The 12823-nt window shown below is 36.8% G+C and carries 16 protein-coding genes and 1 pseudogene; 2 read left to right on the plus strand and 15 right to left on the minus strand.

The features are described 5' to 3' along the window. Nucleotide 1: 1 nt before the first annotated feature. The 15 genes from PCI70_RS07905 to PCI70_RS07975 form a co-directional block, all read right to left on the minus strand. Entirely contained in the window at nt 2–454 is a 453-nt protein-coding gene (locus PCI70_RS07905) for a hypothetical protein (protein ID WP_269914778.1), read from the minus strand. Then, nucleotides 451–963, minus strand: a complete 513-nt coding sequence (locus tag PCI70_RS07910) for a glycoside hydrolase family protein (RefSeq protein ID WP_269914779.1) — start codon at nt 961–963, stop codon at nt 451–453. Before PCI70_RS07910 ends, PCI70_RS07905 begins: the two co-directional genes overlap by 4 nt. Beyond that, the gene (locus tag PCI70_RS07915) at nt 947–1225 is read right to left on the minus strand and encodes a holin (protein ID WP_269914780.1); all 279 of its coding nucleotides are present in this window, start codon (nt 1223–1225) and stop codon (nt 947–949) included. The genes PCI70_RS07910 and PCI70_RS07915 overlap by 17 nt, the downstream gene beginning before the upstream one ends. Before the next feature lie 105 nt (nt 1226–1330). Continuing rightward, nucleotides 1331–4327: a hypothetical protein gene (locus PCI70_RS07920; RefSeq protein ID WP_269914781.1), complete on the minus strand. Its 2997-nt coding sequence runs from the start codon at nt 4325–4327 to the stop codon at nt 1331–1333. Between the two features lie 2 nt (nt 4328–4329). Then, complete coding sequence (locus tag PCI70_RS07925) at nt 4330–4725, minus strand: hypothetical protein (RefSeq protein WP_269914782.1); 396 nt, start codon at nt 4723–4725, stop codon at nt 4330–4332. Between the two features lie 35 nt (nt 4726–4760). Then, nucleotides 4761–5564, minus strand: coding sequence for a hypothetical protein (locus tag PCI70_RS07930; protein WP_269914783.1), 804 nt, complete (start codon nt 5562–5564; stop codon nt 4761–4763). Between the two features lies 1 nt (nt 5565). Further along, entirely contained in the window at nt 5566–6144 is a 579-nt protein-coding gene (locus tag PCI70_RS07935) for a DUF2612 domain-containing protein (protein WP_269914784.1), read from the minus strand. Next, nucleotides 6137–7318, minus strand: coding sequence for a baseplate J/gp47 family protein (locus PCI70_RS07940; protein ID WP_269914785.1), 1182 nt, complete (start codon nt 7316–7318; stop codon nt 6137–6139). The genes PCI70_RS07935 and PCI70_RS07940 overlap by 8 nt, the downstream gene beginning before the upstream one ends. Beyond that, nucleotides 7318–7671, minus strand: a complete 354-nt coding sequence (locus PCI70_RS07945) for a hypothetical protein (protein WP_269914786.1) — start codon at nt 7669–7671, stop codon at nt 7318–7320. Before PCI70_RS07945 ends, PCI70_RS07940 begins: the two co-directional genes overlap by 1 nt. A 39-nt stretch (nt 7672–7710) precedes the next feature. Then, complete coding sequence (locus PCI70_RS07950) at nt 7711–8385, minus strand: Gp138 family membrane-puncturing spike protein (protein WP_269914787.1); 675 nt, start codon at nt 8383–8385, stop codon at nt 7711–7713. Beyond that, nucleotides 8386–9348 (minus strand): phage protein, encoded by a 963-nt coding sequence (locus tag PCI70_RS07955; RefSeq protein ID WP_269914788.1) that lies wholly within the window; start codon nt 9346–9348, stop codon nt 8386–8388. Then, on the minus strand, nt 9348–9644 hold the full coding sequence (locus PCI70_RS07960) for a phage baseplate plug family protein (RefSeq protein ID WP_269914789.1): 297 nt from the start codon (nt 9642–9644) through the stop codon (nt 9348–9350). The genes PCI70_RS07955 and PCI70_RS07960 overlap by 1 nt, the downstream gene beginning before the upstream one ends. 23 nt (nt 9645–9667) lie before the next feature. Beyond that, nucleotides 9668–10312: a phage baseplate protein gene (locus PCI70_RS07965; protein WP_269914790.1), complete on the minus strand. Its 645-nt coding sequence runs from the start codon at nt 10310–10312 to the stop codon at nt 9668–9670. Between the two features lie 60 nt (nt 10313–10372). Beyond that, nucleotides 10373–10822 carry a hypothetical protein gene (locus PCI70_RS07970; RefSeq protein ID WP_269914791.1) on the minus strand — a complete coding sequence of 150 codons (450 nt, stop codon included), beginning with the start codon at nt 10820–10822 and terminating at the stop codon, nt 10373–10375. Next, a complete protein-coding gene (locus tag PCI70_RS07975) occupies nt 10819–11769 on the minus strand; it encodes an endonuclease/exonuclease/phosphatase family protein (protein WP_269914792.1) in 951 nt (316 codons plus the stop codon). The genes PCI70_RS07970 and PCI70_RS07975 overlap by 4 nt, the downstream gene beginning before the upstream one ends. 110 nt (nt 11770–11879) lie before the next feature. Here PCI70_RS07975 and PCI70_RS12165 point away from each other — a divergent pair. Together PCI70_RS12165 and PCI70_RS07985 are read left to right on the plus strand one after the other, a co-directional pair. Beyond that, nucleotides 11880–12060: pseudogene (locus tag PCI70_RS12165) on the plus strand (DUF4236 domain-containing protein); the annotation flags it as partial. 430 nt (nt 12061–12490) lie between these two features. Continuing rightward, nucleotides 12491–12823 carry a hypothetical protein gene (locus tag PCI70_RS07985; RefSeq protein WP_269914793.1) on the plus strand — a complete coding sequence of 111 codons (333 nt, stop codon included), beginning with the start codon at nt 12491–12493 and terminating at the stop codon, nt 12821–12823.

A 12823-nucleotide genomic window follows, 5' to 3' on the forward strand; every position in this document is an offset into this window, starting at 1 on the left:
ATCACTGAATTAATATTTTCCCCGCATCAGCTCGGTACTCATCAGCAATTTTTGCCATGTTTCGATATTCTGTGATGCAACCTGAGAGTACGTTACTTTGGACTCTTGAGTATTCTTCAACTGCTTCTCGTCTTGCGGTTTTAACACGGCTGTTGGCTTGGGTAAGTTGCTTTGACAAGCTGTCAGCCCGAGTGTGAGCGAGATCAGCATCGCGCGAGATTTGTTTGAGTTTAGCATTGTAGGTTTGCTCCGCTTGAATGAGTTGCTGTTGTGCTTCAACTTGTGCCTTGAGTTGGATCTCGCTTTGTTCTTTGACATAAAGTGTGTGCTGTTGCTTCAAGTTATCAATGGTGTGGGTTTTATTAGTAACCAAGATAATCATGCCCATTAGCACCAACACCAATATTCCGATAATTCCCTCACGCCAAAATTTGAGTAGTAGGACCATATTCATTGATTCTCTCCGATACATTTCTTATAGCGTTCTACTTGACGTGTATACACGCCATAGCAATTGTTAGAACGGATTGAGCAATCACGCTTTGCCACATAGCGGTATTGCAGGAGTGAGCGACAGGCTTGTGCATATTGCCCTTGCAACAGATTGGTACGCATGGAGGACTTATTAAATGCACCAATGCCGTACTGGTAAACAAAATCTAGATATACGTCATATTCAGTTTGTGACAATCCAACCTGAGGAATGGAGTTTTTAAGCTCACGTTCTGTTTTGTTCACATGGTGGCGTAAATAATATTCTGCGGTTTGCCGGGTGATTGGTTTATCAGTCATTTCGACTTTTGTGCCATTGGGATATACCGTGGTCCCATGTCCAATAGTCGGCACATCACCTTTGGTTGGAACGATAGGTTTTGAAGTAAAGCCCTCATTTAGCTTAATACCTCCAATCAAGCCAAGGGATGCGGTGAGTAAGCCCACCACTATTTTATTTTTGTTCGACATGTGATTGTTCCTTTAATTTTTTAAGTGTGGCTTGATGTAATTCTTGAGCACGTTGATTTTCTTTTGCCTTGTAATACCAATTGACAAAAAAACCGCCTAAGCTAATTAAAAATCCCCCAAAGCCAATACAAAGACCAATTTGGGCAACAAGGTCTAAGTTGGCAAAGTAGGCAACCAAGCTTGCACCTGATGCTCCTACGGTTGTTTTAGTTGATACAGAAGCGACACTAGATGCCGTTTCGATGATGCGTTGATCTGTCATTGGGGTTCCTAAATTTGGGCAATAAAAAACCCTACGTTGATTAAAACGCAGGGTACTTATGAGTTGAATTTATTTGAGTTGTATCATCAGTGATACACAAGAATACTATTGGGTTAGAGAAGCTACTTTATGATCTGAAATAGCACAAGCCTGATACATATCAAAACCGCTTCCCCCTTGACGGCACATCATATAGAGTGCAAGTCCACGTAAAATCTCACCCGTATAAAACCCAAAATACATCCCATTATCTGAGCTTTCACGCGGTGCAGGTGACCACGAACCATTAATATTATGATCAGGTACATCTGTGATGGTAAAACTTTCTATCAGTTCTTTCACAGCAGTATCAATAACTTCTCTTAAGCCATCGACTGTTGAACCTGCAAGTTGTGCATAACAACACCCGGCAAGCCATAACCCGATCATGTGCCCTGTCCAATCATCCTCAATCCAAGTAGGTTTATCTGATACAGGAAAGTCATTCGGGGTATGCCGGCCAAACTCAGCAGAAAACTTCACAAGATACTTAATCCAATTTTCAACATATACTTGAAGTTTTATTGGGATCTGTTCACCACGCATTGCGAGTTCATACCAAGTACGTGCCGCTGCATTAAATGCACGGGGTTGATAACCTGACCAAGGTTTACCATCACCCCAATGGTTATTGGTCCACGTATCTGCCGTACCATATTTGAAATTATCCCAACGATTCCAAACATAAGCGGCACATCCAGGCCCACTGATACCTACTTTTTCTTTATATGCCACTTGGCTATCATATAAAAATTCAATCTGATTATTGAGCCAAGTTTGATATTTTGATTTATCCTGGTGAATGGTATACATCATTGGATATTGGTAACCTGGATACGGCATACCGTGCCACGCTCCAATTTGATCTGTACCTTCAGCATAAATATTTGAAAATGGAATAACACCAGGACAATATGCCAATGAATCTAGGCGATAATCCATAATCTGACAGTCACCAAGGGTTGCCTTCCAACTATCATCTCCCTTGAAAGCAACACGAAACGTTAATGTCCATCCATCATCTTCTTTAAAAAGTGGTGGTACATCATTTATACAATAATAGTCAAAGTGGGCATTGGCCACACTGCCATCTTGAATGATTTGGATCTGTGTTTGCTCAGCATAATTAGGGCTTGTAGGCTTTGTCGTAGCATCTTTGTGATTGGGTTGATAAGAAGAAAGTGTTGCTTTGGTCTTATCAAAAAATACACGCCCCCAATCTGTACCTGTCTTAGGAATCATCCACCACCAATTCCAACCATCATTATCTGTGATACGCAGATTAAAATCAGCATCAGCACGATAGACTATCGACTCAGGAAGTACTTTCTTAGTGGTAGTAAGCCAAAATCCAATAATAAGGCCGCCATCATCATCAACAAATGTTGAACGTACAACGTTACTTGCACGTCCGTCATAAATATTATCTTCAAAGGCTTCTACAAAAGAGCAATTACCATAATCTGTTACAGCACGAGCATCGGCAATCAAATAATCATCATTCGTTTTGGGATTTGTTAATTGTGCTAAATGGCCAAGCTCAACATCGCGTGTAATAGGTTCCATTGACGTACTTTGAGGTAATGAAACACCCCACCAATTAGGGCTATCGTTCTCTGCTTTAACCTGATTAATATCAAGCATCGCTTTCACGACTAACGGTTGACCTGTATCTGTTAAACCACCCACTGTGACACGTAATTTAGAGTTTTTATTAATGCGGTACCAGACAGATTGTTGCTCCATAAAGTGCTGTGACGCAGATTTAGAAACTATCTGTATATAACCTTTTGCATCACGGCTATAACTGATTTCAGTCAGTTCAGGATAGCTAAAGTCATAACTGATTGCATCAGTAAAAGGAGTATTGGCCACGGTAGATTGTCGAAAGAATTTATCTGCAGCATCAATATAAGTGTATTCATGTGCAGTATAAAAACAGCAATCTAACGCTTTTTTAAAGCGATCCTCACCTGTAATACGCCAAAGCAAATAACATGCATCAATAAACCAAACTTCTGCATCTGCAGCATTTCCCAATTGGTTTTTAGATCCTAAAAATGGTGTATGAACAGGGCGGTTATGCCAAGGTTCATTACGAGAAAATTGATAGCCACCTTTGTCTACTGGATTTTTAGTCGCATAATTAAATAAGTACACACCATTAATTGAAGTATCTTCAAGCTGTACGATTCCAATATCAGCATCAGGAATATTGGTGGCAATAATGTCACCTGACCACAATTGATCATTAGGCCCTTTACCCATCCCAATGCGGTTCTTGGTACGCACGTTGATCCAACTTACCCCAAACGTACTATCTTTACTGCTAGCACCACCCCACTGTACTTTATAAGATGGTTGACCTAAATAACGTGGCCAATCAATCCAAGCCAACGATGACCAAGGTTCTGTTTGTTCAGTGGTTCTATAATTGTCATAAATATCTTGCCAATCAATTTTACCATCTACATTTTCTTGTATTTTTTGTACTGAAGCATTGATGGAATCCCATGTCATATGCCCTCGATGAGCATAGGTTGCACTATCTAAGTATTCACCCCAATACGGTGCACCATGAGGTATCTTAGCTTGACCATTCTTAAAGACTAAAGGTACGCATTTAAAACCACCCTGAGTCGGTTCTTTAGGATTAATTGGATAGTTGGCCAATACAGGTTCTTTGGAGTTCACTAACCAATTACAGATATAACGCTGCGGTGTATTGGGAATAGGTTGACCAGCATAATAGTATTGAATATAGGCTTCCCAAGCCTTGACTGAATGATCTAAAAATTGCTGATCTTTTGTTGCAAGGTACATCAAAGCATTACCAATAATATGTAGACTTTGCCCTTCCGTTGTACCATCACCATTAGGTTGGTACTCCGCCATTGTTTCAGCAATAAAATGACGATTGTTTGATAGAACACGATCTTCATTCAACAGAAAATGCTCAATTTGAGCATTTTTTGTTGTTCCTGTATTTCGATTAATAAAATCTAAATGACCATACACTAGTGATTTAATCGTTGCTAAAGGGTCAAATGTTAATATATCCACTATTAATACCCTCCACCAATCATAGATCCTAACCATGTATTCCCATTATCCAAGGAAATGAAATATAAAATATCTACCTGATCTTTTTTATATGATAGTACGGGAGCAATACCAAATTGCCACTTTATACTACTTGGCCAAATAACTTTATTTGCACCTGTGCCTTGTGTTAATACCAAAGTAAAATTAGGTGCATTTGCTTGCGTAAGAGAAATCGTTGTTGTGACTTTATTCAAAGTCATTGATACAGTTGTTCCCTTACCAGTCGGTAAAACTGTAACTTGATTGGCCTCACTGCTTGAGCTTGTAGAACTTTGAGCTAATATCTTCTGTAAAATCTGAACCACATCGTTCAAATTTTTAGTATTAGCAAGCATGCTATTCCAGTTTGTTGACATTTTTATTTCTCCAAAAACCTAACCATCTGTAGGCTTTAAAAAATTCCCATAACAGTAGCAATTGCACTTACTTTTTCATCATCACTTCCCGTCCAACGTTTAAACCGTACAAATAACTTCTCATTCGCATTGGTATTTTGATAACCATCAGGCATAACATTTGTGAGCCATTCCATAGCTTCTTTGTTATATATTTCACTTGTATTTGTTTCTACAATTTGAACATCAGCTGTAATTCTTTTTTTAAGCTGAATAGGTAAAGCAAAAATGCCATACTTTGATGAACTTAGCTTTGTCTCTTGCTGCGTTTGATTTGAAACTGCATCATTTGTCCAAAGATTTAATTCTATAATTGCAATTCTTCTATAGTCATCATACGTGATCTTATAATTACTCCCCTGAACCACTCTTAAATCAGTAGCAGATCCACTCAAATTAAGTTTTAAATCATCTGTACCATCAAAGTAACCCTCACCACTGACTGCTCCACTTATTAAAACTTTACGCCCTGTTTGTAGCTTAGTGGCTGTGGCTGCATTACCTGAAGTACTTTGATTTCCGTATTGATTTACACCCGGTAAATCAATATTTTTACTACCATCAAAAGAAACACCACCTATTAAGCGTGCCACTTCTAATTTACTTGAGGTTTGAGCATTGGCATTAATATCTAACTTGCTATCAATCAAGTCATTTATCTTCAATGTAATTTTGTTAAATAAGTAATTGAACCATTGCCGTGCAGGTTTTTGGTTGGCAGGGAATCCTTCGGTCTGAGTTAAACCTGTAATACTTTTTTGCCCTGTTTTAGCAAATTCATCTAATTTTGCAATTGTCATCTTAATCTCCAAAAAGCAAAGAAACACCTACAGGTATGGGAAAAAACATCTGTACCAAAATTTTTTGAACACTACTGTAGTCAGTATTGAATTTGAACGTGACAGTCATATTTTGATTATCAACTATAGAAAATAGCTCATGGCCAAGTACTAAACTTAGAATTTTCTTTGTATCTTTAATATGACCTGTCGAATTGTTTTTTAATATTTGGGCTTTAATAAGCTGTCGCAGGAACTCCCCAGATGGCGTTAAACCACTTGTTCCATCTTGCCCAATTTCACGAAAATAGCCGCCTATGTCAGGCTCACCAATTTCACCAAAAGTTAATGCACTTTCTTGGGTATCAAACCCAAAAAACCCCAACTGCACAGCACCACTAATGAGTAAAGGTGCATTCACCCAATATGCAATTGTTTTTAAGCGATCATTTGTTGCTGTGTCTAAATCATAATAGGAGTTTAGATCTTTTAAAAAGTTCTGAATATCAATGATTGGGTTTGTAACAGCAATAAGGTTGGCAATAAAATGAGGTGAGTTTTTATATTGGGAAGTAATTAAGTTCGTATATTCATTAGCCATTTTCTATCTCTAATTCAATATCTTCTTGAATACAGTTGGCTATTGAACCAAATGGCAATGTACAATCTCCTGAAACTTCAACCCCATTTTTTAAAATGGTAATTGCCTCAACATCGTATAAATAGCTATTTGGTGCACCAAATAAATTAACAACGCTATAGAGCTTATTCAGCATAATATTGTCGCTAATCTCCAATTGGTTCGTATAATCAACCAAATTTTCTTTAATCTGTGTATTAATATCTGTGCTATATGAACTTTTAGCACGTAGGCGGATTTTGTAACCAATACTGATAATTGAAGGGCGATAAAAAGAAATCTTCTCCACAATTCCATAAAGGTTTTTAGTTGAAATTGTTGTATTACCAAATAGCCCACATCCCATTGAGCGTTTTGAATTAATTGTCGTAGCAATCTCATTACTATCACCACCTTGCACGATTGCACAAACTGTATGTGCAGGTAATCCATTGCTGTCTTGTGTATTTGTATAATTCTCAAAAATTTTACATCTATAAACACCATTTAATGAAAGCAATGCACTTTCTAGCGACTGGAGTGTGGACTGTGAGGAAAGTGCAACAGACAGAGCTTGGCGTTGACGTAACTCACTATCCGTTTCTAATGCTTGGCCTAAGGTTGATGTAGTTTGATTATTAACAGATTGCCAACCGCGTGTGGGCTTACCAATTTTCGTTACCGTATTTACCTGTGCTAAAATTGCCCCTGCTTGTGCAGCTGTAGCAGTTACAGTCACGTATCCTTGATTTGAAATAGTGACAGTACTCGGTAAATTCCATTGTTTATTATTTTGATCTATTGCATAGCCATCTGTAATCACAGTACCTGCAATGCCTTTTATTATTAAATCTACAGTAGAATATGTGGGTAATGTACGCTGAATACCATTGATTGCAACATTACGAGAAAGTGCATCACCAGTTGCAGTTTTTGGTGAGAATGTAGAATATAAGTCAATGCATACCGAGCTACAGTCCGAGATAGCACGTGCAATAACACCAATCCATTGACCATCCATTGAATCATTTTCTAAATAGGCATCATCCCCATAAATTGCTTTATATTGTTCTTTCAAATATTCCACAATTTCATAGTAAGTAGGAGCTGTAATACCACTGGTTGTAAGCTGTGGAGCAATTGTTGTTAATGCCATTATAAATCTCCTGATACATCAACTTCGCCGTAAATTGTATTGACGCTCATTGAAACAGTTAACCTTCGTGTTGTCGGATCTAGGGTGCTTTCAAAAGTATCAATATTAATGACACCTGATGTTTCTAACACTCGTTGACGCAATGTGAGTTCATAAAGCCCTTGAGACTGCTTGCCTAAAATGGTTTGATTCCACCCGGTACCATCCGATGTGTCAGCAAACCACTCACCAAGCGATAAACGCAGTCGAGTTAAAATAGCCTGCTGAACTGCTTCGGCTGAGTCGATATAAAAATTATTTGAACTCATGCCAAACGTATGGTCACCGTTTTCGTCTAATTTTCTATAACGCATAAAAAAAGACGCTTTCGCGCCCCTCATTCAAAATTGGTTTTACTGTGGTTCTGTAGTTATTGAGCTGCCACTCTCTACACCGCCATGCTTATGGCTAAATAAACTTATAGCTTTAGCCACAACATCAGTTAATGAGGTAATTAATCCTTTAACCGTAAGTGTACTTTCCATTTCTACCGGGCATTTAAAGGTCGCTTTTTTACCAAAAAAATTAAGCTCACCTTCTTTGGTGATCTGAACTTTACAGTCATTGGTGTTATTACGAATCTCAAAATGCTCAGTGGAAATATCACTAATTTTTTCAACTTGTGACTGTGGTCTAAAAAAGGCAAAACCATCGCTCAAGTCATGTTTCCTCATATCAAATGGATTTTGTACACCACCTGACTGCCACCATAAATCTATATTTCGGCAAGCAAAAGATACCAAGCATTCATCACCTTTTTTAATAGGGTGCGTTACAGTAAACCCACCTGCACCCGAAAAAATAACAGGAACATCGAGGAGTAACGGTAAAGTAACTGCTTCTAAAGTGCCATCTTCACGGCGTACTGGAATATTAATTGCAGGCTGAACTGTTACCGTAACAGCATCTGCATCATAACTATCGACAATGCCCGGTAAGGTTGTCCAAACATTACCAAGTTCGCCTTTAATATTATCTTTAATAACACCACCAAAATTAGGTGCACGTTCATTTGATGAAATTGCCATTTAAGAGACTCCAGTAATTGAAATACCAGTCATCGGTTGAACTGCTCCCGGTGCAGTGCTTACAGTTTGTGTATACCAATCATCACCACGATTATCGCCAAAATGTTCTACCGATTGCACGATAAAATAACCTTGCTTGTTAGTGGCGGTATTTGCATTCTTTTGTGGTTGGTCAACACCTTGCTTCCCATATTGCACATCATATCCTTCGGTTTGTAGATTTCCCAAATCAACCACAATACGACCACCACGCGTAATTTGAGGGTTAAGTAAGCAAGATACATTTAAACCTTCTGTTGTAAGCTGTGGCATGCCAATCATGCCTGTTGTGCGTGTCAGTAAAATGGCGGGCTTCTCAATGTAATGTCCTAACTTATACATATTCAAAACATCATCTGAAACATGAAAATCAACGTTATTATCTGCACAAAACTGTTGAATATGTCGATCTAAAGATCCAAAAAAGACACGACCACGGGCATATCGTTGATCACTAAGCTCTGTTGTATGTCCTTGTTCAATATTATATTTTAGAGCTTCATTCATAAGTACTTGGCTCATATCAGTAATGCTAACACCTGCAGGTACAGATTGATTAATTACAGCCGTTTGTTTATAAGCATCAGAACTTTGTGCGAGTACACACAACCAAGTATCAGTTTGGTTATCTCGTCCACGGCGATACTGAAATACAGTACCTTTAAAAATTACGGCCAATGGCGTAGATTTATAGCCAACCTCTAAAATAACTTGCGTATCTTTAATTTGATTATCATCACCTGCAAGTAAATTCATTGTTTTAGCAGATAAATTATAGATATAAATTTCAGCGTATTTGGGTTGATCGGTTGTCGGCTGAGAAACATGAAATGTAATATGGAAGTCAGATAAATCTAATGCTCGAGTCTCACCTTTATTTACTTGAATGGTAAGTTTACATTTTCGTAACCATTGTTCAGCCATTAGCTAGGACTCCAATAAAGTGTGATCGTTGTACCTAGATCAGTAAAATTTTGCTGTTCATTTTCATTGGTATTCATTACTAATAACGAACCTGAAATAATATGCTGATGCTGTATCAACAAGTTATCGCCCATCACCACCGGAAGCCCACAAATCAATGGCGTATTTTGGGTATCAAAAATATCTAAAAACCACTTATTTACACGATAGATTAATTGTAGCTTATATGTAGTAGTGCCTAGGCTGACATTAAAACGCTGATTGGTTGCCATGAGTGGAATATTGAAATATGACATGAGCTACGTCCTTAACAACAATATTAAAATGAGAAACTTCCGCCTTTTGAACCCATACCTGTCAATTTAGATAACCAAGATTCGCTTACTTCTTGCGTTTGAACCGTACCACCATCTTGTACTTGTGCTGTGGCTTCAGGTGATGTTTGATTTTCTAGGAGTACCGTAGTTTCTGCTGTTTTAACAACAAATACTTTTTTAAATGTAATATCAATCATCAAGACATGCTCTGTACTTGCATCTGTCGTACATGACAAAGATTTGATTAGCATATTTGTATAAAGCCGTTTACCTGTAAGTACAACCAACCGAACTGCACTATCCTGTAATTGTTGTAATATCTCATAAACGGCGACTAAGCCTGTGGTGCCTGATAAAGGCGTATTACCTACTAAGCCATTTAACTTCCCTGCACTCTCAGACCAAGCCACTGTCATACTTACCTCAGGCGGTATTTTATAGGCATGATCAGACATTGGACTTCCTATCTCTGTGGGATGCTCTGTAATTTGAAGCTCATCTTTGTGTTTTTCTTCAATCGTAACATCAGCAAACAACCCCATAATCGTTCGACCTTTACCTGCCAACAATAAAGATCCTACTTTTTCGGTAATTGGTGATGCCATAGCAGTATTAAGTGCACCACTGAGCACAGATGATATTGTCATATTTTCCTCAAGGCATAAAAAAACCGCCGTGAGGGCGGTATAATGTTTATAAAATTTTTACTACAACTTTAAAAGCTCACTAATTTTTCTTCCAGTTCTCGCGGAGGATAGAAGTTCTCCTAAATTTTCTTGTAAACTTTCTATATCTCCGGCAGTCATTCTATTTCCATCAACATATATTGTGCATGGGAAGCCTTGAGGACCAAAATCAAACTTTGTAAGCGATTTTTTTTCGTTAGCGTTAGAGATTGAATATGCATAAATCTCTTGTAATTTTATAGCTTCCGTATCTTCAACAGACTTTAAGCCTAGCGCAAAATTAGTCAATTGTGCCCTTAAATTTGTGCAAAGCATAATACCAACTTTTTTATCAGTAGCAGCCTGAATTTGATGATTAAGCTCTTTTATTAAGCACTTAATTTGATCGATATTTTTATCTTTATTTTCAGAGTTTTCTAAACCTTTTCTAAGGTACTCTCCAAAATTTATACCAGCAGAAGGTTTACTCATTTTAAAGTCCTCGGAATTAATATACTAATAGCAAAGTGATCTGATATGTTTTGAGTCAAGCCTAATAAAATCTTCGTATCAATAATTTCCACATATTGATCGTCAAAAGCCCAAGCTCCTCTTAATTTTAAGAAATTTTTAGAAATTAATACCTGATCTATCATATGCCAATCATTTTGATATCCAGTTTTTCGCAACTTATATGTTCCTAAAAATTTATCTTCTTGAGAAGTTTGACTGTGTGATAAAAATTTCCAACAAGGATTATATAATAGACTTTTTCTATCTACCACCAACGCTTTCTCTCTAGAAGATTGTAGTTTTTTTACGATTGCTGAATGATGGGGCTCAATATTAAAATCGCCAATAACCATCAAATTATCTTTACTTAATTCACTTTGTCCAATACTTGATCTCAAATCCTGTGCTAGAGAATCATACAGATTATCATCTGTACTTTGTCTACTTGACCAGTGGACTAAATACAGAATTAAATTTTCTTCAAATTCTGGTAAGTAAAATTGAAATTTTTGACCCGTTTTACAATTACGATCAGTATTGGAATATGTTAGATTTTCATAGCAAAATAATTCACTATCTAAAAGCATTGGTTTTATTAAATGTTTGTCTTTATATAAAATTGCTGTATCAAAATGTAGTTGACCTACCTTTTGATAACTATCGATATATGTATATGTATAATTTTCAGTCTCTAAATTTAATTTTTTAATAATATTATTAATATCATTAGTATTAACTTCACCTAAACAGATAAAATCATAATCTAGATTTAAAAAATTTTGAATCACTGATGTACAAAGATCAAGTTTTTTGTTCTTTTTTTCCTCTAACTCTATTTCTGTTAGCTTTTTATCTTCAGATGATTTTTTATGTGTTGGTGGAGATAAACTTGTGTTCCACCATATAACCGAAAGTTGTTGACTCATAGAAAGTAAAAAAGCATTTAATTAAAGTGGATTATAAACAAAAAAATATTTTTGCCTACTTTTTGCTCTTATAATAATCATTATTATTTTTCCCTATGGCTGAATAAAAAGTGGGCTTTAGATTTAGAAAATCAATTAAAATTGCACCTGGTATTAAATTAAATATTGGGAAAAAAGGAATTAGTAGCGTATCTATAGGTAAAAGAGGAGCAAGCGTCAATATAAGTGGTAAAGGTACTCGCTCGACTATAGGCATACCTGGTAGTGGTTTATCTTATTCTTCTTATACACCCCATACACAAAATAACGAAATACCATCTGAACCCAAAAAACGTGGATTTTTTAAAACGCTATTCATTATACTGTTTTGGTTGATCATTGGTTTTTTAGCACTTGCTTTCTTCTTAAGCAAAGATAAATCAAACTCGTCAAAGCCTAGTGAGACTGAGACACTTAATGTTGCAGATCAAGAGCTAAAACCATTAAGCAATGAAACTGTCGCACCAACTCAAACTGCAGAACCAACACCAATACCTACACCCGAACCACCTAAGCAAGAAGAATTTACACCGCAAGCTGAACAAAATGCTCATGCCTACGTACCTACAGCTGAAGACTACAAACGCTTAGAGCAAGAAAAGCAAAGCCAAAAAAGTATTGCAGATAGTCAAAGCCAAGATGATACGATTAGTATTAAAACAACTCTACGGAATAAATCAGAATGAAAAAAATTACCTTATTAGCACTTTTGTTACTAACTAACACCGCATTTGCCCAAAAGTGTGCTGTTCCGCATGCTTGGATCCCATCAAAACATACCTCCCTTTTAAATAAAAATGGCACCTTGGATGATTATTCTATTTTTAGAACAAAATTAATCAAATCTGGTTGGCAACCAATAATATCCGATATGGGTACCAATCCCGATCTACCTGAAGAAAACTGTATAGCAGATCGTTGTATTTATAAATATAAAGATAAGAATAACAATCAACTGTATGTTGAGAAACCTGATGATATTAGTCTAGTACAATTTACTTGTTCAAAGAAATAG

Source organism: Acinetobacter sp. HY1485, from assembly GCF_027568475.1.
GTDB lineage: Bacteria > Pseudomonadota > Gammaproteobacteria > Pseudomonadales > Moraxellaceae > Acinetobacter.

Excerpts from the sequence above, each read along its gene's own strand:
- PCI70_RS07910 (WP_269914779.1), bottom strand. The coding sequence starts at position 963 with ATGTCGAACAAAAATAAAATAGTGGTGGGCTTACTCACCGCATCCCTT.
- PCI70_RS07985 (WP_269914793.1), top strand. The coding sequence starts at position 12,491 with ATGAAAAAAATTACCTTATTAGCACTTTTGTTACTAACTAACACCGCA.
- PCI70_RS07960 (WP_269914789.1), bottom strand. The coding sequence starts at position 9,644 with ATGTCATATTTCAATATTCCACTCATGGCAACCAATCAGCGTTTTAAT.
- PCI70_RS07935 (WP_269914784.1), bottom strand. The coding sequence starts at position 6,144 with ATGGCTAATGAATATACGAACTTAATTACTTCCCAATATAAAAACTCA.
- PCI70_RS07925 (WP_269914782.1), bottom strand. The coding sequence starts at position 4,725 with ATGTCAACAAACTGGAATAGCATGCTTGCTAATACTAAAAATTTGAAC.
- PCI70_RS07930 (WP_269914783.1), bottom strand. The coding sequence starts at position 5,564 with ATGACAATTGCAAAATTAGATGAATTTGCTAAAACAGGGCAAAAAAGT.
- PCI70_RS07975 (WP_269914792.1), bottom strand. The coding sequence starts at position 11,769 with ATGAGTCAACAACTTTCGGTTATATGGTGGAACACAAGTTTATCTCCA.
- PCI70_RS07970 (WP_269914791.1), bottom strand. The coding sequence starts at position 10,822 with ATGAGTAAACCTTCTGCTGGTATAAATTTTGGAGAGTACCTTAGAAAA.
- PCI70_RS07950 (WP_269914787.1), bottom strand. The coding sequence starts at position 8,385 with ATGGCAATTTCATCAAATGAACGTGCACCTAATTTTGGTGGTGTTATT.
- PCI70_RS07905 (WP_269914778.1), bottom strand. The coding sequence starts at position 454 with ATGAATATGGTCCTACTACTCAAATTTTGGCGTGAGGGAATTATCGGA.
- PCI70_RS07955 (WP_269914788.1), bottom strand. The coding sequence starts at position 9,348 with ATGGCTGAACAATGGTTACGAAAATGTAAACTTACCATTCAAGTAAAT.
- PCI70_RS07965 (WP_269914790.1), bottom strand. The coding sequence starts at position 10,312 with ATGACAATATCATCTGTGCTCAGTGGTGCACTTAATACTGCTATGGCA.
- PCI70_RS07940 (WP_269914785.1), bottom strand. The coding sequence starts at position 7,318 with ATGGCATTAACAACAATTGCTCCACAGCTTACAACCAGTGGTATTACA.
- PCI70_RS07945 (WP_269914786.1), bottom strand. The coding sequence starts at position 7,671 with ATGCGTTATAGAAAATTAGACGAAAACGGTGACCATACGTTTGGCATG.
- PCI70_RS07915 (WP_269914780.1), bottom strand. The coding sequence starts at position 1,225 with ATGACAGATCAACGCATCATCGAAACGGCATCTAGTGTCGCTTCTGTA.